General features: G+C 76.0%; 3 protein-coding genes. All 3 read right to left on the reverse strand.

Going from position 1 to position 21,378, the window contains the following annotated elements; all coding sequences use genetic code 11:
* Positions 1 to 145: 145 nt before the first annotated feature.
* The 3 genes from HZZ00_RS22150 to HZZ00_RS22160 all read right to left on the reverse strand — a co-directional run bounded on the left by HZZ00_RS22150 (position 146) and on the right by HZZ00_RS22160 (position 21,367).
* Complete coding sequence (locus tag HZZ00_RS22150) at positions 146 to 667, reverse strand: GNAT family N-acetyltransferase (RefSeq protein ID WP_180328074.1); 522 nt, start codon at positions 665 to 667, stop codon at positions 146 to 148.
* Between the two features lie 151 nt (positions 668 to 818).
* Complete coding sequence (locus HZZ00_RS22155; protein WP_180328075.1) at positions 819 to 1,022, reverse strand: MbtH family NRPS accessory protein; 204 nt, start codon at positions 1,020 to 1,022, stop codon at positions 819 to 821.
* Positions 1,023 to 1,147: 125 nt separating this feature from the next.
* Positions 1,148 to 21,367, reverse strand: coding sequence for a non-ribosomal peptide synthase/polyketide synthase (locus tag HZZ00_RS22160; protein ID WP_257585045.1), 20,220 nt, complete (start codon positions 21,365 to 21,367; stop codon positions 1,148 to 1,150).
* Positions 21,368 to 21,378: the final 11 nt, after the last annotated feature.

Raw genomic sequence — 21,378 nt, forward strand, 5'->3', positions numbered from 1 at the left:
TGCCGGATACCGGGAGGGCAGCACACCTCCCGCGGGCGCTCGTGCGCAGGTGCGCCGGCCGGCCCGTGAGCGGGTGAGCACGCCTGGCGGGTTACGGCCCTGACGCGACAAGGCGGTCCGCCGGTGCGGTTTGCGTCCCGGGCGGTCAAGCTCCCGCTCCTCCCGCCGCCGTCGGGATGACCAGCATCTTCGTCACCGAGCCGTCGTCGCCGACAACATCGCGTACGTGCCGGAAGCCCAGGCGGCGGCACATGGCGAGGCTGGCGACGTTCTCGGCGCCGACCATGCCGTAGGCCTCGGTGAGGCCGAGGTTGTCGGCGGCGTGCCGGAGCAGGCCGCGGACCGCCTCGCCGCCCAGTCCCCGGCCCCAGTGACTGGAGGCGAGGGCGGTGACGAGTTCGTGGCCCTCGACGTTGCCGGTCGGTTTCACCTCGGCGTGGCCGACGTAGCGGCCCGCCAGCCACAGGCCCCAGACGTCGAACCGCCGCTGGGGGTAGACGTCGGTGAGGATGGCTCGGAACACCTCGCGGATCTGCGGTTCGGGCACGAGGTCCTGGCCCATCCAGCGGCACACCTGCGCGTCGCGCAGCAGTGCGACGAAGACGTCCTCGTGTTCGGGCCGGTAGGGGAGGAACTGCAGGCGTTCGGTTCGCAGGACGGGGGTCATGACGGGCTCCGTAAGTTTATTGGGCGGGCCGGGGGCGTTGGGGCACCGGTGCGGCGGCGGTCCAGTGCGGGGGGGGGGAGTCTTGGGTGGGGCGTGCCCGCCGGGCCGGCGCGGAGTGCGGCCGGCCCGGCGGACGGTGCGGGACGGCCGGTCAGGCGCCGGCGTTCTCCATGCGCTCGCGCAGGCTCTTGGGCCGCATGTCGGTCCACACCTCGTCGACGTAGGCGGTGCACTCGGCCTCGGTGCCCTCCTTGCCGACGGGCTGCCAGCCGGCGGGCACCTCGATGTCGACGGGCCAGAGGGAGTACTGCTCCTCGTCGTTGCGCAGCACCTGGTAGCGGGTGTTCTCGTCCATGTCGGTCTCCTTCGTGTGCGGTTCGGTCCGGGTGGGTCGGCGATGCGCCGCGGGGGTCGGGGCGCGGGGGGCGCGAGGACCGTGCCGGGCGGGACGCCGGGGCGGTGCCTCGTGGGGGGACGCCGTCATCGGCCTCCCCTGGCGTGCCGGGCGAGGTGGCGCAGTGCCTCGGCGAAGTCCTCCGCGACCCTGCGCACGGTCGCCGTGTCGTGGACGGCGGGCCGGTGGTGCCAGGTGAAGGCGAGTCGGCCGTGCTGGACGGCGCCCACCACCTCCACCAGGTGCGAGCCGGGGTCGCGGGGGTCGTGGTCCTGGCCGAACGAGCCGTGTTCGGCGCGGACCAGGCCGCCGTCCGCGGTCTCGGGGCGGGCGTCCCACTGGCCGAGGTAGTTGAACACCACCTGGCCGTGGGCGTGGGCGCCGAGGCGTTCGCGGACCTCGGGCGGGCCGAAGGTGCGCAGCGCGCCGAAGCCGATGCCGTTGCCGGGTACGGCGCGCAGCTGGCGCCGTACCGACTTCACCAGGGACCGCCAGTCGCGGTCGGGGCCGAGGTCGCCGGGGTCGGGCACCTGGAGGGCGACCGGGTAGACGGTGGTGAACCAGCCGACGGTGCGGGACAGGTCGACGCCGTCGAGCAGGTCCTCGCGGCCGTGGCCCTCCAGGTCCAGGCGGATGCGCTCGTGCCCGGTCCAGCGGGCCAGTGCGAGGGCGAGGGCGGAGAGCAGCACGTCGTTGACGCGGGTGCGGTAGGCGGTGGGCGCGGAGCGGAGCAGGGCGGTGGTGTCCTCCTCACCGAGTTCCACGCTCACGGTGGCGGCCGGGCCCGCGTCGGCCGCGGGGGCGGGGCCTGCGGGGGCGGGTGCGGATCGTACGGCCTCTTCCCAGTAGGGCAGTTCGTGGTCGAGGCCGCCCTCGGCGACGTGCGCGGACAGCCGTGTGGACCACTCCCGGAAGCTGGTGCCGCGCTCCCCCAGGGTGACGGGACCGCCCTCGCGGGCCTGCCGGTAGGCGCTCTCCAGGTCGTCGCGCAGAACGCGCCAGGAGACGGCGTCCACCACGAGGTGGTGGGCGACCAGCAGCAGGTACACGGGCCGGTCCGGGTCGCCGGTGAACAGGGCCGCGCGCAGCTGTGGGCCGTGGGCGAGGTCGAAACCGGCGTGCAGTTCGTCGGCGGCCTTCACCATGGCGGCGTCGGCGTCCTCGGCGGACAGGCCGGTCAGGTCGTACCGGACGAGGATGTCCTGGCCGGGGGCGGGCGGCGGGTTGAACTGCCGCCAGCCGTGCTCGTCTCTGGTGAACCGCATGCGCAGGGCGTCGTGGTGGTCGAGCAGGGCGTCGAGCGCGGTGCGCAGCGCCGCCGGGTCGGGGGCGCCGTCGAGTTCGAGCAGCGCCGACTGGTTGAAGTGGTGGTGGGCGGCGCGGGGGGTGCCGAGGAACCAGTCCTGGATCGGGGTGAGCGGCACCTCGCCGGTCACCGGGCCGTCGTCGGACCGCCGGGGCGCGGTGCGCACGACGGCGGCGAGTTCGGCGACGGTCTGGTGCGTGAACAGGTCGCGGGTGGCCACGTGCAGCCCGTCGCGGCGCAGCCGTGAGACGACCTGCATGCTGAGGATGGAGTCGCCGCCGAGCGCGAAGAAGTTGTCGTCGGCGCCGACCTCCTCGATGCCGAGGACGTCGGCCCAGATGCGGGCGATACGGCGTTCGGTGTCGGTGCGGGGCGCGGTGCGCGGTCCGCCGGCGGCCTGGGCGGGGCCGGGGGCGGGCAGGGCACGCCGGTCGGTCTTGCCGTTCGGGGTGAGCGGCAGCCGGTCGAGCGGGACGAACACCGAGGGCACCATGTGCGGCGGCAGCAGCCCGGCGAGGTGCAGCCGCAGCTCGCTGACGGGCAGTGCGGCGCCGGGATCGCCTGCGGGGGGCCCGGCCGGTACGACGTAGGCGACGAGCCGGTCCGGTGCGCCGGGCGCCTCCCCCGCGCGTACGGCCACCACGGCGTCCCGCACCAGCGGGCTGGTGCGCAGCGCGCTCTCGATCTCGCCGGGCTCGATGCGGAAGCCGCGCAGTTTGACCTGGTCGTCGGCGCGTCCGGCGAACCGGAGCAGGCCGTCGGCGGTCCAGCGGACCAGGTCCCCGGTGCGGTACATCCGCTCCCCCGGCCCGCCGAACGGGTCGGCCACGAACTGCCGGGCGGTGAGTCCCGGCCGGCCCAGGTAGCCGCGGGCGAGTCCGGGCCCGGCGATGTACAGCTCCCCGGTGACGCCGGGCGGTACGGGGCGCAGGGCGGCGTCGAGCACGTGGACGCGGGTGTGTCCGCAGGGACGGCCGATGGGGGGCGCGCCGGTGCCGGGGGTGAGCGGTCCGGTCCAGGTGGCGACGACGGTCGCCTCGGTGGGGCCGTACGAGTTGATCATGCGGCGGCCGGGTGCCCAGGCGGCGACGAGGTCGGCCGGGCACGCTTCCGCGCCCACGATGAGGGTGCGCAGGTCGGGCAGGGCGGCGGCGGTCTCCGGCCCGACGGTGGCGAGTGCGGCGGGCGGGATCAGGGCGTGGCTGACGCGTCGTACGGCGAGCACCTCGGCCAGCCGCTCCCCGACCAGCGGGCCTTCCTCGCCGGTCACCAGCGCGGCCCCGGCGAGCAGGGAGACGCACAGTTCCAGCACGGAGGCGTCGAAGCTGGGCGAGGCGAACTGGAGCACCCGGTCGCCGGGCCCGGCTTCGTACTGCTCGGCGGCCGCGGCCGCGAAGGAGGCCAGTCCCCGGTGGGTGACGACGACGCCCTTGGGTGTGCCGGTGGAGCCGGAGGTGTAGATGACGTAGGCGGGGTGGGCGGGGGTCAGTGCGCGGGCGCGGTCGGCGTCCGTGGGCGCCGTGTCCGGCCCGTCGGCCGTCCAGACCTCGGCCGGGTCGTCGAGGACCAGGTGGGCGCCCGCGTCCCGGAGCATGAACTCCCGTCGCCCTTGCGGGTAGTTCGGATCGACGGGGAGGAAGGCGCCGCCGGCCTTGGCGACGGCGAGCTGGGCCACGACGGTCGCCGCCGAGCGGGGCAGCGCCAGGGCCACCACCCGCTCGGGTCCGACGCCGTCCCGGATCAGCCGGTGGGCGAGCCGGTTGGCCGCCCGGTCCACCTCGGCGTAGCTCAGCTTCCGGTCGCCGTCCAGCAGCGCGACCGCGTCCGGGGTGCGGGCCGCCTGCCGTTCGAACAGCTCGGGCAGGGTCCGCTCGGGCACCGGCCGGAAGGTGCCCCGGCCCTGGTCCAGCAGTGCCGTCAGTTCGGCGTCGGAGGCCAGCGGCAGGGCGCCCAGCGGGCGGTCCGGGTCGGCGGCGACGGCGTGCAGCAGGGTGCCGAGCTGGCGGGCCATCCGCTCGGCGGTGGCCGGGTCGAACAGGTCGGTGTTGTAGGTGAGCAGGCCGTGCAGTTCCCCGGAGCCGGTCTCGGCGAACTCCAGGGTGAGGTCGAACGCGGCCTGGTCCGAGTCGGGTTCGACGTCGGTGGCGTCCAGTCCCGGCAGGTCGAGGTCGGCGGCGGGGGTGTTCTGGAGGACGACCATGACCTGGAACAGCGGGCTGCGGCTGGTGTCCCGGGCCGGCTGCACCTCGTCGACGACCCGCTCGAAGGGCACGTCCTGGTGGGCGAAGGCGTCCAGGACGGTCTCCCGTACGGAGGTGAGGAACCCGGAGAAGGGCGCCCCCGCCTCGGCCCGTGAGCGCAGCACCAGGGTGTTCACGAAGAACCCGACGAGGGCCTGGGTCTCGGGCCGGTCGCGGCCGGAGGTGACGGTGCCGACGGCGATGTCCTCGGCACCGGAGAGCCGGGCCAGGTAGGCCTGGGCGGCGGCGACGAGCGTGGTGAACAGGGTGGTCCCGTGGTCGCGGGCGAGCCGGGTCAGGCCGTGGACGGTCGGGGCGGGCACCACCAGCCGTGCGGTGGCGCCGGCGCTGGTGCGCACCGGCGGCCGGGGCCGGTCGGTGGGCAGCTCCAGCGGGGCGGTGCCGGCCAGGTGCTCCTTCCAGTAGGCGAGGTGCTCGTCCGCGCCGGCGTCCCCGGTGGTGCGCTGCCAGTGCGCGTAGTCGGCGTACTGCACCGGCAGTGGCGGCAACGGCGGCTGGGGGGTGCCGAGTTCGGCCCGGTAGAAGTGGGCGAGGTCACCGAGCAGGACGGAGGTGGACCAGCCGTCGGTGACGATGTGGTGCAGGGCGAGGGTGAGCACGTGGTCGTCGTCGGCGAACCGGACCAGGGCGGTGCGCAGCAGCGGGCCTTCGCGCAGGTCGAACGGGCGGGCGCGGTCGGCGGCGAGCAGGCGGCGCAGCTCGGGTTCCCGCGCGTTTGCGGCGAGTCCGGTCAGGTCGTGCACCGGCAGCGGGACTTCCCGCGGCGGGTGGACGCGCTGGATGCCGTGTCCGTCGACGCTGTCGAAGGTGGTGCGCAGCGACTCGTGCCGGGCCGTCACGGCGGCGAGGGCCGCGCGGAGCGCGCCGGTGTCCAGGGTGCCGCGCAGCCGCAGGGCGAGCGCGGTGACGTACTCGGCGCCGCCGGGCTCGAACTCGTGCAGGAACCACAGGCGTTGCTGGGCGTGGGACATCGGTGCGACGGCGTCCCTGGCCACGGGGAGGAGGGCCGGGCGGCCGGAGCCCTGCCGTTCGCCGAGCAGCCGGGCGAGGGCGGCCGGGGTGGGGTGGGTGAACACCGCGCGGGGGGTGACCTCGGTGTCGAAGACCTCCGCGAGGCGGGAGGCGAGGCGGATGCTGAGGATCGAGTCGCCGCCCAGCTGGAAGAAGTCGTCCTCCGCGCCGGGGGGTTCGCTGCCCAGCACCTCGCCGAAGACGGCCGCCGTGCGGCGTTCGGCCTCGGTGCGGGGTGCCACCCGCGCGCCGTCCGGCCGGGCCTCGGGCGCGGGCAGGGCGGCCCGGTCGACCTTGCCGTTGCGGCTCAGCGGGAGGGCGGCGAGCGGCACGAAGGCGGCGGGGACGAGGTAGTCGGGCAGGGTGCGGGCGGCGAAGGCCCGCAGCTCCTCCAGGTCAGCCGCGGCCGGTCCGACGACGTAGGCCACGAGCCGCTTGGCGCCCGGCCGGTCCTCGCGGGCCACCACGGTGACGTCGGTGACGTCCGGGTGGGCGGCGAGGGCGGCCTCGGCCTCGCCGGGTTCCACCCGGAAGCCCCGGATCTTGACCTGGTCGTCGGCGCGGCCGAGGAATTCGACGGTGCCGTCCGGGCGCCTGCGGGCCAGGTCGCCGGTGCGGTACATCCGCTCGCCCGGCGCCCCGGACGGGTCGGCGAGGAAGCGGGCCGCGGTGTCGCCGGGGCGGCCCAGGTAGCCGCGGGCGACGCCTTCCCCGGCCAGGTACAGCTCGCCCGCGCAGCCCGGCGGTACGGGCCGCAGCCGGGCGTCGAGTATGTGGACGCGCAGGTCGTCCAGGGGGCGGCCGATGGGCACGGTGCCGGGCACCGCCTCGGGGTCGGCGAGCGCGAAGGACGTCGCGAAGGTCGTCGTCTCGGTGGGGCCGTAGCCGTCGACGACGGTCAGGCCGGGGCAGGCGGCGAGGACCCGGCGTACGGCCGTGGCGGGCACCACGTCACCGCCGGTCCACACCTGGCGCAGGCCGCGGAAGCAGTCGGGGGCGTCCTGGGCGAGCAGCCGGAACAGTCCGGCGGTCAGCCACAGCGCGGTCAGCCCGCCGTCGCCCGCGAGCCGTCGCAGCAGGGCGGCGTCCACGCCCTGGGCCGGGGCGACGACCACCCGGCCGCCGTTGAGGAGCGGCGCCCACACCTCGAAGGTGGCGGCGTCGAAGGCGACCGGCGAGTGCAGCAGCACTCGGTCGCACACGCCGTCGGCGAACCGGCTGTCGGTGGCCAGCGCGGCCACGTCCCGGTGCCGCACCGCCACCGCCTTGGGCCGGCCGGTGGACCCGGAGGTGAACATCACGTAGGCCAGCCGATCGGGGTCGGCGGGTGGTAGTGGGTGCGTGGCGGGGCCGGTGCGGGCGAGATCGGCGCAGCCGGGGGCAGCGGGCGGAGCCACCTCGGCGGGGCCGGTGTGGGCGCAGTCGGCCGGCTGGGCCGGATCGGAGGTGCCAGGGGCCCCGGGGTCAGCGGGCGGCGCCGCATCGGCAAGGCCGGTCTGGGCGGGGTCAGCGGCCGGGGCCGGATCGGCGGGGCCGGTGGGAGCGAGGTCGGCGGCCGAGGCCGGATAGCCAGCGTTGGCGGAACCTTGGTCAGCGGCCGGGGCCCCCTCGGCGGGGCCGGGGTGGGCGGCGGTCACGTCGGTGGTGGTGAGGCGGGTCGTCGCGCCGGCCTGGGCGAGCAGGGCCCGGCGACGGTCCTCGGGGGCGCGGCCGTCGAGGGGCAGGTAGGCGCCGCCGGCCATGAGCACGGCGAGCTGGGCGACGACGAGTTCGGCGGAGCGGTCCAGCAGCAGTGCCACCCGGTCCTCGGCCGCCAGCCCGTCGGCGCGCAGCCGACCGGCCAGCGCTGCGGCCCAGTCGTGCAGTTGCCGGTAGGTCAGTTCCCGGTCGCCGTCCTGGACCGCGATCGCGTCGGGGCTGCGGCGGGCCTGCTCGGCGAACAGGTCGACCGGGCTGCGCGGGGCGGCCGGGCGGGCGGTGGTGTTCCAGGCGGCGAGCAGTTCGCGGTCGGCCGGGGTGAGCAGGTCGAGGCCGGTCAGGTCGCTGTCGAACCCGTCGGCGAGTTCCGTCAGCAGCGTGGCCAGGCGGTCCGCGGCGCGCTCGGCGGTGCCGGGGTCGAACAGGGCGGGGTCGTAGGCGAGGTCGAAGGCGAGCCGTTCGCCGAGGTGGGCGCGCAGGCACCAGGGGAAGGTGGTGGCGTCGTCGGCGCGTACCTCCTCGACCCGGACGCCGGTGCGGGCCGTCGCCGACTCGTCCACCGGGTAGTTCTCGAAGACGACCATGCTGTCGAACAGCGGCTCTCCGGGCGGCACTTCACTCACGGCCTGGATGCGCGGCAGCGCGAGGAAGTCGAAGCGGCGGGCCTCGCTCCCCCGTTCCTGGATGCCGCGCAGCCACGGCAGGACCGGCCCGGCGGGCACGCGGACGCGGGTCGGCACGGTGTTGATGAACATGCCGATCATGCCTTCGACACCGGGCAGTTCGGCCGGGCGGCCGGAGACCGTCGTGCCGAACACCACGTCGTCCCGGCCACTGGAGCGGGCCAGCAGCAGCGCCCAGGCGCCCTCCAGGACGGTGTTGGCGGTGAGCCCGGCACGCGCGGCGCTCTCCCGCAGCCGGCGCGAGACATCCGCGTCCAGCTCGTGGTGGACGGTGGCGGCCGACCGGGCACGGTGGGCCTCGGCGGGCGTGCGGTCGTACGGCAGCGGGGTGCGGGCGGTGAACCCCGCCAGCGCCTCGGCCCAGTGCCGTTCGGCCGCCGGCTCGTCCTGGGCGGCGAGCCAGTGCAGGAAATCCGCGAACGGCCGCCTGACCGGGGGCGCCGGGTCCGGGCCGCCGGTGAGGGCGGCGTACCGTTCGCACACCTCGGTGAGGAGCTGCCCGGTGCTCCAGCCGTCGAGGACGATGTGGTGGGTGGACCACACCAGCAGCACCTCGTCGCCGGGCAGGGCCGCGAGGGCGAGCCGGGTGAGCGGGGCGGTGGTGAGGTCCATGCCGGCCGCGCGGTCCTCGACGAGCAGCCGCTCGGTGGCCTCGGTGCGCTGTTCGGGTGTCAGGGCGCGCCAGTCGAGCCGGGTGACGGGCAGTTCGGCGTGCCGGTGGACCACCTGCACCGGGTGGGGCAGGCCGTGCCAGTGCACGGAGGTGCGCAGGGCGGGGGTGCGGTCCGCGACCTGCTGCCAGGCGGCGGCGAAGGCCCGCGGGTCGGCCACTCCGGCCAGGCGTACGGCCGTGCGGTCGGCGTAGGCGTGCTCGGTGTCCACGAGGCCGTGGAACAGCATGCCGGACTGGAGCGGGGTGAGCGGCAGAACGTCCTCGATGTCGCGTCCGGTGCCGACGAGCCGGTCCAGCCGGTCCTGGTCGAGACCGGCGAGCGGGAAGTCGGAGGGGGTGCGGCCGCCGGCGGTGGGCAGCGCGCAGTGGGCCACGATGTCCCGCAGGGCGGCCAGCGTCTCCTCGGCGAGCCCGCGGACGGTGTCCTCCTCGTAGACCGCCGCCGGGTAGGTCCAGCCGAACTCCAGGCGGCCGTCCTGGACGACTCCGGTGATGTCCAGCAGGTAGGGGCGGGGTTCGTCCGGGTCGGTGTCCCGGCCGGCCGGGGGCAGGGCGCCGCGGACCAGGCCGCCGGAGCCGGTGCCGGTGTCCCATTGGCCGTGGTAGTTGAAGCCGACCTGCGGGGCCGGGGCGGCGGTCAGCGGGCTGCCGGGGACGAGATGGCGCAGGGCGCCGTGGCTCAGTCCGTGCAGCGGGACCGCGCGCAGCTGCTCCTTGACCGCGCGGAGGGTGTCGTGCCATCCGGCGTCCGGGTCGGCGGTGAGGGCGAGCGGATACTCGGCGGTGAACCAGCCGACGGTCCGCGACAGGTCGACGTCCTCGAACAGGTCCTCCCGGCCGTGTCCCTCCACGCCGAGCAGCACGGTGTCGTGCCCGGACCAGCGGGCCAGGGTGCGGCCGAGGGCGCTGAGCAGGACGTCGTTGACCTGGGTGCGGTAGCACTCCGGGACCTTGCGCAGCAGCGCGTCGGTGGTCGCGGCGTCCAGGGTGACCGTGAGGGTGGCGGCGGTGCCGTGGGTGTTGGGGCCGGGCCGGCCCGCGGGCAGGGCGGCGGGGGCGGCGGCGGTACGGGTCCAGTAGTCCAGGTCGCCGTCCAGCGCGCCGGAGCGGGTATGCTCCGCGAGCCGGGTGGCCCAGTGCCCGAAGGAGGTGCCGGTGGCGGGGAGTTCGACCAGGCGGTCGGCCGCCGTCGCACGGTGGGCGGTCTCCAGGTCGGCCAGCAGGATGCGCCAGGAGACGCCGTCGATCACCAAGTGGTGGGCGGTGATGACGAGTTGCGGTGCGCGGCCCGGTCCCCGGTCGAAGAACAGGACGCGCACGACGCGGCCTTCGCGGGGGTCGAGTCCGGACTGCGCCTCGTCGGTGAGCCGCTGGACCTCGGCCTCCAGCGCGGCGCCGGTGAGCCGGGCCGCGTCGTGGCGGCTGAAGACGCCGTCGGGTGCCTGCGGCAGGGCTTCCTGGCGCCAGCCGTCCGCGGTGTGGCGGAACCGGGTGCGCAGCGCCGCGTGGTGGCGTACGAGGGCGTCGACGGCCGCGCGGACGTTCTCTTCGGCGGTGTCCGGGGCGAGTTCGAGGCGCTGGGTCATGGTGAAACGGAGGGTCCCGCCGGGGTCGCGGCCGTCCAGGTACCAGCGCTGGATCGGGGTGAGGGGCGCCTCCCCGGTCTGCTCGGCGGCGGCCGGGCGGGGCGCCGACTCCTCGGTGCGCAGTGCCAGTTCGGCGACGGTCTGGTGACGGAAGACGTCCTTGGTGGTGAGGGCGAGTCCGGCCTGCCGGGCGCGGGCGACGATCTGGATGCTGAGGATGGAGTCGCCGCCGAGCGCGAAGAAGTTGTCGCGCGCGCCGACCCGTTCGACTCCGAGCACCTGTGCCCAGATCGCGGCCAGGCGCTGCTCGGTGCCGGGCCGGGGGGCGACGTAGGGGGTGGTGCTGTCGGGCTGCGCGGGCGGGGCCGGCAGGGCGCGCCGGTCGGTCTTGCCGCTGGTGGTGCGCGGGATGCGGGCCAGCGGGACGAACGCGGCGGGCACCATGTGGTCGGGCAGGGTGCGGCGCAGCGCGAGGCGCAGGTCGTCGGCGGACGGGACGCGGTCGCCGGCCGGCACCACGTAGCCGACGAGCACGGTGCGTCCGGCGTGTTCGCGGGCGGCGACCGCGGCGTCGGCGATGTCCGGGTGGCCGAGGAGGGCGGCCTCCACCTCACCGGGCTCGATGCGGAACCCGCGGATCTTGACCTGCTCGTCCACCCGGCCGAGGAACTCCAGCAGCCCGTCCCGGTCCCAGCGGGCCCGGTCCCCGGTGCGGTACATCCGCTCGCCGGGCGCCCCGAACGGGTCGGCGAGGAAGCGGGCGGCGGTGAGTCCGGGCCGGCCGAGGTAGCCGCGGGCCACCTGGGCGCCCGACAGGTACAGCTCGCCGGGCACGCCGGGCGGCACCGGCCGCAGGGCGCCGTCGAGCACGTAGGCGCGCAGGTTGCCGCCGGGGCGGCCGATGACGGGCCGGTCGGGGCGGTCGGCGCAGCGGCCGTAGACGGCGTCGACGGTGCACTCGGTGGGCCCGTACATGTTGTACACCGCGATGTTCAACTCGCGTTCCAGCCGCGCGAGTTCGTGCCAGTCGGCCGGAGTGACGGCCTCGCCGCCGACGAGCAGCAGCTCCGGGTGGTGGCGGCCGGGGGCCAGCAGGCCGGCGGAGATCAGCTCGCGCAGGAAGGACGGGGTGACGTTCACCAGGTCGAGGCGGCGCTCGGCGACGTGGGCGCAGAACGCGTCGGGGTCCAGGCGTACGTCCTCGTCGATGACGTGCACCTCGTGGCCGAGGGCGAGCAGCAGCGGCCCTTCCCAGGAGGTGTCGAAGGAGAAGGAGGCGCTGAGCGCGGCCCGCAGCCGGCGGCCGTCCGCGGTGTGCGGGGCGAGCAGGCCTCTCTCGTGGTCGTGGCACAGGTTGACCAGCTGCCGGTGTTCAACGGCGACGCCCTTGGGGCGGCCGGTGGAGCCGGAGGTGTAGATGACGTAGGCGGTGTGCCGGGGCAGCAGGGGCCGGACGCGGTCGGCGTCGGTCGGGTCGTGGGCGGGCAGCCGGTCCCAGGGCACCGCTCCGAGGTCGGTGAGCAGAGTGTGCGGGCGGGCGTCGGACAGCAGGAACTCGGCCCGATCCGAAGGGAGTTCCGGGTCGAGGCTGAGCAGGGCGGCACCGGCCTTGGCGACCGCGAGCAGCGCCACCACCTGTTCGGAGGTCCGCGGCAGCCGTACGGCGACGATGTCGTCGGGGCCGGCGCCCCGCTCGATGAGGTGGTGGGCGAGCCGGTTGGCGCGCTCGTTCAGCGTGGCGAAGTCCAGGGTGGTGTCGCGGGCGACCAGGGCGGTGTGGTGCGGGGTGCGGGCGGCCCGTGCCTCGAACAGGGCGGGGAAGGTGGTGTCCGGCTCGGGCAGCCGGGCGCCCTCGCCCTGGCGGAGCACCTGCTCGCGTTCGGCGGCGGTCATCAAGGGCAGCGCGCCGGCGGGCTGTTCCGGGGATGCGGCGGCGGCCTCCAGCAGGACGCGCAGCCGGTCGGCGAGGCGCTCGGCGGTGTCGCGGTCGAAGAGTCCGGTGCTGTACTCCAGGTAGCCGGTCAGGCCGCCGTCGCTCTCCACGAAGTCGAAGGCCAGGTCGAAGGTGGCGGAGCGGACCGGCGGGATGACGGGCTCGGCGGTCAGGCCGGGCAGCCGGGGCGGCTCGGCGTCCAGGTTGTGCAGGGCGACCATGACCTGGAACAGCGGGGTGCGGCTGGTGTCCCGCTCGGGCTGTACGGCGTCCACCACCCTCTCGAAGGGCACCTCCTGGTGGGCGAAGGCGTCCAGGACGGTCGCGCGTACCTCGGACAGCAGCTCACGGAAGGGCAGTGCGGGCCGGATCCGGGAGCGCAGCACCAGGGTGTTGACGAACATGCCGACCACGTCGTGCAGTTCGGGCCGGTCGCGCCCCGCGGTCACGGTGCCGACGGTGACGTCCTCCTGCCCGGCCCAGCGCGCGAGCAGGATCTGACAGGCCGTCACCAGAGTCATGTAGAGGGTGGCGTCGGCCTCCCGGCCGTGTTCGCGCAGCCGCTCGGTGAGCGCGGCCGGCAGGGTGAAGGTCACCAGGTCGCCGTCGCGGGTGCGGACGGCCGGGCGCGGCCGGTCGGTGGGCAGCTCCAGCGGGGTGATGCCGACCAAGGCCGCTCGCCAGTAAGCGAGTTCGGCTTCGGCCCGGTCGGCGCGGGCCCGCTGCCAGGCGGCGTGGTCGGCGTAGCGGACGGGCAGCGCGGGCAGTTCGGGCCCGCGGTCCTCCAGGGCCGCCGCGTACAGCTCGCCCAGGTCCCGGCCGAGCACGCCGACGGACCAGCCGTCGGTGACGATGTGGTGCACGGCCAGTACGAGTACGTGGTCGTCGGCGGCGAGCCGGGCCAGGCGGGCGCGCAGCAGCGGCCCGGTGGTCAGGTCGAAGGGGGTGGCGGCCACGCGTTCCAGGAAGCCGTCCAAGGCCGTGGGGTCCGGGAGTTCGGTCACCGGCAGGTCGACGCGCCCGGCCGGGTGGACGATCTGCCGTGCCTGGCCGTCGAGTTCGGCGAACGTGGTGCGCAGGGCCTCGTGCCGGGCGACGAGGCCGTCCAGGGCGGTGCCGAGGGCGGCGGTGTCGAGCGGACCGCGCAGCCGCAGCGCGGACAGAGTGGTGTATTCGGTGCTGCCGGGTTCGAACCGGTCGAGGAACCAGAGGCGTTGCTGCGCGTACGACAGGGGCGCGGGGGCGTCCGGGGCGAGGGCCGAGATGGCGTCGGCACGGTCTGCGCCGCCCGGTTCGCCGAGGGCGGCGGCGAGGCGGGACAGCGTGGGGTGGGTGAACAGCAGCCGGGGTGAGACATCCGTGCCGAAGGCGGCGCGCAGCCGGGAGGTGACCCGCACCGCGAGGATGGAGTCGCCGCCGAGCGCGAAGAAGTCGTCGTCCGCGCCGACCTCGTCGGTGTCCAGGACGTCCGTCCAGGCGGCGGCGACCAGTTGTTCGGCGCGGGTGCGCAGGGGGGTGTGCGCGCGGTCCGCGGCGAAGCCGTCGGGGCCGGGCGCGGGCAGGGCGCGCCGGTCGAGCTTGCCGTTCACGGTGAGCGGCAGCGCGACCATCGGCACGTAGGCCGCCGGCACCATGTGCGCGGGGAGCAACGCCCCCAGGTGGGCGCGGAGTTCGGCGGCGGGCGGGGGCGGGGCGGTGCGTTCGCCGGTGCCGGTGCCGACGACGTGGGCGACCAGGCGGCGGGTCCCGGCGGCGTCCTCGTACACGCCGACGGCGGCGGCGCCCACCCGCGGGTGGCTGTGCAGGGCGGCCTCGATCTCGCCGGGCTCGATGCGGTAGCCGCGGATCTTCACCTGCTGGTCGGCGCGGCCGAGGTACTCCAGCGAGCCGTCGGCGCGCCGCCGGGCCCGGTCTCCGGTGCGGTACATGCGGGTGCCGGGTCGCCCGAACGGGTCGGCGAGGAACCGGGTGGCGGTGAGGCCGGGCCGGTTCAGGTAGCCGCGCGCCAGGCCCTCGCCGGCGACGAACAGCTCGCCGACGGCGCCGGGCGGCACCGGCCGCAGAAGCTCGTCCAGCACGTGGACCCGCAGGTCCGGGATGCCGGTGCCGATGGGGCTGGCGGCACCGGTGCGGGCCGTCGAGCGGTCCAGCGGGGCGTAGGTGACGTGCACGGTGGTCTCGGTGATGCCGTACATGTTCACCAGGCGCGGCGCGGTGTCCGGGTGGCGGGCGTACCAGTCGGCGAGCCGGTCCACGTCCAGCGCCTCACCGCCGAAGATCACCGTGCGAAGGGCCAAGCGGGCGCTGACGTCCGGGAGTTCGGCGTCGGCCCGCGCCAGCGGGTAGAACGCGGAGGGGGTCTGGTTGAGGACGGTGACCCGCTCGTCGGCGAGCAGCCGCAGGAAGTCCTCCGGGGAGCGGGCGGTGTCCTCCGGGACGATCACCAGCCGGCCGCCGTGCAGCAGCGGGCCCCACAGCTCCCACACGGAGAAGTCGAAGGCGTAGGAGTGGAACAGCGTCCACACGTCGTCGGGGCCGAAGCCGAACCAGTGCCGGGTGCGGGTGAACAGCCGGACCACGTTGGCGTGCGGGACGACGACGCCCTTGGGGCGGCCGGTGGAGCCGGAGGTGTAGATGGCGTAGGCGGGGCTCTCGGGCAGCGCACGGCGGGCCGGGCCCGCGGCGGGGCGGCGGGCGAGGTCGGCGCGGACGCCGGGGTCGTCCAGCGGCAGGAGGGGTACGGCCGGGTCGACTTCGGACGCGGTGGTGGTCACCAGAGCCACCGGGGCGGCGTCGGCGAGGAGTTGGCGTATTCGCTCGGCGGGCTGCCTTGGGTCGATGGGCAGGTAGGCGGCCCCGGTCTTCAGCACGGCGAGGACGGCCACGACCAGGTCGGTGGAGCGGGGCAGTGCCAGGGCGACGAACGTCTCGGGTCCGGCGCCGAGTTCGGCGAGCCGGTGGGCGAGCTGTCCGGAGCGCGTGTCGAGGGTGGCGTAGTCGAGCCGGTCGGCGCCGCAGCAGACGGCCTCCGCGCCGGGGGTGCGGGCGGCCTGGGCGGAGAAGAGGGCGTCCAGGGTGTCGGCGGGGCGGCCCTCCACGGTGCCGTTCCACTCGACGGGTATCCGCCGTCGTTCGGCGGCGGTGGTCCAGGCGAGGTCGCGGACCGGCCGCTCGGGGTCGTCGGCCAGCTCGGTGAGCAGCAGGCACAGCCGGTCGGCGAGGTCCCGTGCGGTCGCGGGTTCGAACAACTGAGGGTCGTAGGCGAGGTCGAAGCCGAACCGGTCGCCCTGGTAGGCGCGCAGCACGAGGGCGTAGTTGGTGGCGTCGCGGGCGGACACGTCCGCCAGGCGTATCCGGGTGCCGGCCGAACGGGCTTCGTCGAAGGGGTAGTTCTCGAAGGCCACCATGCTGTCGAACAGCGGGCTGCCGGACGGCACGTCGCTCAGCGCGGTCAGTTCGGCGAGCGACACCGCGGCGAACCGGCGTGCGTCCGCCTGTGCTTCCTGGAGCTCCCGGAGCCAGGCGGTGGCGGTGCGGCGGCCGTCCACGCGGACGCGGGTGGGCAGGGTGTTGATGAACATGCCGACCATCGACTCGACGCCGGGCAGTTCGTCGGGGCGTCCGGAGACGGTGGTGCCGAACAGCACGTCCGGTTCGGCGCTGTAGCGGGACAGCAGCAGCGCCCAGGCGCCCTGCACCACGGTGGAGAGGGTGAGCCCGGCGGCGCGGGCGGTGCGGGCGAGGCGCGCCGAGACCTCGGCGGAGAGTCCGGCGGTGTGCAGGCCCGCGGACCGGGTCTCGTGGCCGGGGCGCCGGGGGCGGTCGGCGGGCAACGGGGTCGGTGTGGCGAACCCGGCGAGGACGGCTTGCCAGTGCGCGCGGGCCGCCGCGCCGTCCTGTCCGGCGAGCCAGCGCACGTAGTCGCCGAACGGGCGGCGGGCCGGGGGCCGGTGCGGGCTGCCGGCGGTCAGCGCCGTGTACTCGGCGAACACGTCGGTGAGGACCTGGGCGAGGCTCCAGCCGTCCAGGATGAGGTGGTGGGAGGTCCACAGCAGGTGCAGCCGGTCGCCGGGCAGCCGGACGAGGGTGAGCCGCATCAGCGGGGCGGCCGTGAGGTCCAGTCCGCGCGCGAGGTCGTCGGCGCGCAGCCGCTCCCACCGCGTGTCCCGCTCCGCCGCGTCCAGCTCCCGCCAGTCCACCTGCTCGACGGGCACGGTGACCTGGCGGTGCACGACCTGGAGCGGGACCGGCACGTCCTCCCACACCACGCTGGTGCGCAGGGCGGGGGTGCGGTCGGTGACCCGCTGCCAGGCCAGGGCGAGCGCGCCGGGGTCGGTGACGCCCTCCAGGAGCAGCGCGGCCTGGTCGAGGTACACGTCGTCCGGTCCGCCGACCAGCCGGTGGAAGAGCATGCCTTCCTGGAGCGGGGTGAGCGGCAGCAGGTCCTCGATGTCCCGGCCGTCGCCGGCGAGGCGGTCCACACCGGCCTGGTCGAGGCGGGCCAGCGGGAAGTCGGAGGTGGTACGGCCGCCCGCGCCGGGCCGCGCGCAGTGGTCGGCGATGGCGCCGAGGGCCCGGACCATGCCGTCGGCCAGCCGCTCGACGGTGGCGGCCCGGTGCACCTGGTCGCTGTAGTGCCAGGTGATCTCCAGCTCGCCGTCGGTGACCAGCGCGGACACGTCCAGCAGGTGGTCGAGCGGCTCACCGGGGTCGGTGTCCGGGCCGGGTACGTCGGCGGTCGGGGCGAAGTCGCCGCCGCCGGGCGCCTCCCACTGGCCGTGGTAGGTGAAACACACCTGGGGCAGCGGGAGTTCGCCCAGGGCGCGGGCCTCCGGTCGGGGCGAGCCGAGGTGGGCGAGGGCCTGGTAGCCGAGGCCGCGGCGGGGCACGGACCGCAGCCGCTCCTTGACGGCCTTGAGGGTGCTCCCCCAGTCGTCCGGTCCGGCCGGGGTCAGGGTGACCGGGTACTGGGTGGTGAACCAGCCCACCGTGCGGGACAGGTCGGCGCCCTCGGCCAGGTCCTCCTCGCGGCCGTGGCCCTCCAGCGCGACGGTCACCCGGTCCGTGCCCGTCCAGTCGGCCAGCACCCGGCCCAGCGCGCTCAGCAGCACGTCGTTGACCTGGGTGCGGTAGGCCGCCGGCACACGCCGCAGCAGCGCCTCGGTGGTGGCGCGGTCCAGCCGGGTGCGGACGGTGCACACGGACCCGGCGAGCGGGGTGCCGGGCAGGTCGACGGGGAGCGGGGTGCGGGGCTCGGCCACCTCCCGCGTCCAGTGGGGCAGGTCGTCGTCCAGGTCGCCGGCCCGCACCCGGTCGGCGAGTTCGCGCCCCCAGTCGGCGAACGCGGTGTGCTCGGGCTCCGGCCGGGGCTCCTCCCCGGCCGCCGCCTGCCGGTATGCGTCCGCCAGGCCGGAGAGCAGGATGCGCCAGGAGACGCTGTCCACGGCCAGATGGTGGGCGGTGAGGAAGAGGCGGGGGCGTTCCGTGCCGGTGAGCAGGGCGGCGCGCAGCAGGGTGCCGGTGGCCGGGTCGAGGGCCGCGCGGGCCGCCGCCGCGGCCTCGGCGGGCGGGGTGCCAGGGGCGTGCCGGGTCAGCAGCGGGCCGTCCGGGGCGGGGCCGGGGTGCTGGAGCCAGGTACCGCCGGTGCGGGTGAAGCGGGTGCGCAGGGCGGGGTGTTGCGCCACCAGGGCGGCCAGTGCCTCCTCCAGGGCCCGCTCGTCGAGGTCGTGCGGCAGGTCGAGCAGCATCGACATGCTGAAGTGCCGCAGCGGGCCGTGCGTGGCGAAGAACCACTCCTGGACGGGGGTGAGCGGGGCGGGCCCGTCCCGGTGCGGGCGCCGGGGCGCCGGGGCGGCGTCGGTGCGGGGGGTCGCGGCGGCGGCCAGGTCGGCGACCGTCTGGTGCCGGAAGACGTCCTGGGAGCCGATCCGCAGCCCGGCGGCGCGGGCGCGGGAGACGGCCTGGATGCTCAGGATGGAGTCGCCGCCCAGCTCGAAGAAGTTGTCGGTGACGCCCACCCGGTCCACGCCGAGCACCTCGGCCCAGACGGCCGCCAGGGTCTCCTCCTCGGGGGTGCGGGGGGCGACGAACTCCCGCTCCGCCTCCGGGGTTTCGGGGGCGGGCAGGGCGCGGCGGTCCAGCTTGCCGCTGGTGGTCAGCGGCAGCGCGGGCAAGGACGTGAAGGACGACGGCACCCAGGCGTCCGGCAGCACGCGGCGCAGGGCGGCGCGCAGCTCGGCGGGGGCGGGCCGGGGGGCGCCGGGCACGGGGACGACGTAGGCGGCGAGGCGGGTGTGGCCGTGCGCGTCGGGTACGGCCACGACCGCGGCGGCGGCGATGCCGTCCAGCGCGAGCAGGGCGGCCTCGATCTCGCCGGGCTCGATGCGGTGGCCGCGCACCTTGACCTGGTCGTCGGCGCGCCCCAGGTAGTCGACGCGGCCGTCGGCGGTCCAGCGGGCGAGGTCGCCGGTGCGGTACATGCGGGTGCCTGCCGGGCCGTACGGGTCGGGCAGGAACCGGGCGGCGGTCAGGCCCGGCCGGCCGGTGTAGCCGCGGGCGAGCTGGGGGCCCGCGAGATACAGCTCGCCGCCGACGCCGGGCGGCACCGGCTGGAGCCGGTCGTCCAGCACGTAGGCCCGCACGCTGGGCAGCGGCCGGCCCACCAGCGGGCGGTCCCCGCCGTCGATGCGGCAGGACAGCGCGTCGACGGTGCACTCGGTGGGGCCGTAGAAGTTGTGGGCGGCCACGTCCGGGTGGGCGGCCAGCTCCCGCCACAGCGCGGGCCCGACCGCCTCGCCGCCGAGCATGAGGACGCGGGGGTGGTGCCGGGGGTCGGTGAGCAGTCCGGCGGGCAGCAGCTGCCGCAGGTAGGAGGGGGTGACGTCGAGGAAGTCGACGCGGTGCTCGACGACGTACTCGACCAGGGCGGCCGGGTCCATCCGGGTCACCTCGTCGACCAGGTGCAGCGGGTGGCCGTCGGCCATCAGCAGCACGCCCTCCAGGGAGGTGTCGAAGGAGAACGACGCGGTGAGCGCGACGCGCAGCGGGCCGCCGCCCGCCTCGGCGACGAAGCCCGCCCGGTGTCCGGCGAGCAGGTGCGCCACCGCGCGGTGCGACACGGCGACGCCCTTGGGGCGGCCGGTGGAGCCGGAGGTGTGGATGACGTACGCGGTGTGCTCCCCGTCCAGCGGGGCGCGCCGGTCGGCGTCGGTCGGGTCGGTGTCCGGGGCGGTCGCGGGTATGGCGCGCAGGGCGTCCTCGTCCAGCAGCAGGGCGGGACGGGTGTCGTCCAGCAGGTACCGGACGCGTTCCTCGGGCAGGGCGGGGTCGAGCGGGAGGTAGCCGGCGCCGGACTTCCACACGGCGAGGATCGCGGTGATCATGTCGGCGGTGCGCGGCAGCCGCAGCGCGACCAGCCGTTCGGGGCCGGCGCCGCGGGCGATGAGGTGGTGGGCGAGCCGGTTGGCGCGGGCGTTGAGGGTGGCGTAGTCGAGCCGTTCGCCGCCCGCGACGAGGGCGAGGGCGCCCGGGGTGCGGGCGGCGCGGCGCTCGAACAGCCGCGGATGCAGGGCGTCCGGCTCGGGGTGGTGCGTCCCCGCGTTCCCGTGGGCGAGGACCTGGCGGGTCTCCGCCCCGGACAGCAGGGGCAGCGTGCCCAGCGGACGGTCGGGGGCGGCGGTCGCGCCCTCCAGCAGGCGGAGCCACTGTCCGGCCAGCCGTTCGGCCGTGGCCGCGTCGAACAGGTCGGTGCGGTACTCCAGCAGCCCGGTCAGGCCCTCGCCTTCGGGGACGAACTCCACGCTCAGGTCGAAGGTGGCCGCCTGCCGGGGCACGCCGACCGGGGTGGTGGCGAGACCCTGCGGGGCGGTCGCGGCAGGCGGGTCGGGGTGCAGCAGGACGAGGACGTCGAACAGCGGGTTGCGGCCCGCCTCGCGGGGTGCGCCGACCGCCTCCACGACCCGTTCGAACGGTGTGTCGCCGTACGCGAAGGCGTCGTTGACCGTGTCGGCGGTCCGCGCCAGCAGCTCGCGGAACGAGCCGGAGCGGTCCACCGCGGTGCGCAGCGCGACGGTGTTCACGAAGAAGCCGACGGTGCGTTCCAGTTCGGTGCGGGAGCGGCCGGGGGTGAGGGAGCCGACGGTGATGTCGTCCTGCCCCGACCAGCGGGCCAGCAGGGCCTGGGTCGCCGCGACCAGGGCGGTGTGCAGGGTGCTGTGCTGCTCGCGGGCGAGGTCGCGCAGCCGGGTGGTGAGCGTGGCGGGGACGGTGAAGGTGTGGACGGCGCCGGTGCCCGCCTCCTCGCCGCGCCGCGGCCGGTCCAGGGGCAGCTCCGGTGCCACGGCGCCGGTCAACCGCTCCTTCCAGTGCGCGAGTTGGCGCTCCAGGCGGGGGCCCGAGAGCTGTTCGCGCTGCCACACCGCGAAGTCCGGGTACTGCGTGGCCACCGGCGGCAGTTCGGGCGCGGCACCGCGGGCGAGGGCGTCGTAGGCGGTGCACAGCTCGTCCAGGACGACGCCCATGGACCAGCCGTCGGTGACGATGTGATGGGCCGTCAGCAGCAGGACGTGCGCGTCGGCGGACTCGCGCAGCAGCAGGGCGCGCAGCAGCGGTCCGTGCCGCAGGTCGAAGGGGCGGGCGTACTCCGTCCGCAGGTCCGCGTCCAGGTCGGCGGTGTCCCGGACGGGCAGCGGCACCGGGGCCGCCGGGTGCACCCGCTGTGCCGGGCGGCCGTCGGTCTCCTCGAAGGTGGTGCGCAGGGCCTCGTGCCGGGCCACGACGGCGGCCAGGGCGGAACCCAGCGCCGCCTGGTCCAGCGGGCCGGTGAAGCGGACCGCGACCGCGCTGTTGTAGCGGGGGTCGCCGGGCCGCAGCCGGTCCAGGAACCACAGGCGCTGCTGGGCGGAGGACAGCGGCAGCGGGCGGTTCCGGTCGGCGCGCGGGATGCCCTGCCGGGCGGCCGGGGCGGCGCCGCCGGCCCGTCCGGCGAGCCGCCGCCGCAGCGCCTCGCGCATCTGCTCGGGCAGCGCCTCGGCGCGGTCCCGCCGGGAGGGCCGGGCGGAACGGGCGGGACCGGAGGAGTTCGCCGGGTTCGAGGAGTCGGGAGAGTTCGAGGAGTCGGAAGGGTTCGAGGGAGTCGAAGGGGTCGAAGACGTCATGGTCGTCGGGT

Origin of the sequence: Streptomyces sp. NEAU-sy36, assembly GCF_013423905.1 — a bacterium.
GTDB classification, from domain to species: Bacteria; Actinomycetota; Actinomycetes; order Streptomycetales; family Streptomycetaceae; genus Streptomyces; species Streptomyces misionensis.

What these genes read in the sequence shown, in the direction of transcription:
- HZZ00_RS22160 (WP_257585045.1), bottom strand. Translation starts at nt 21,367, where the DNA reads ATGACGTCTTCGACCCCTTCGACTCCCTCGAACCCTTCCGACTCCTCG.
- HZZ00_RS22150 (WP_180328074.1), bottom strand. Translation starts at nt 667, where the DNA reads ATGACCCCCGTCCTGCGAACCGAACGCCTGCAGTTCCTCCCCTACCGG.
- HZZ00_RS22155 (WP_180328075.1), bottom strand. Translation starts at nt 1,022, where the DNA reads ATGGACGAGAACACCCGCTACCAGGTGCTGCGCAACGACGAGGAGCAG.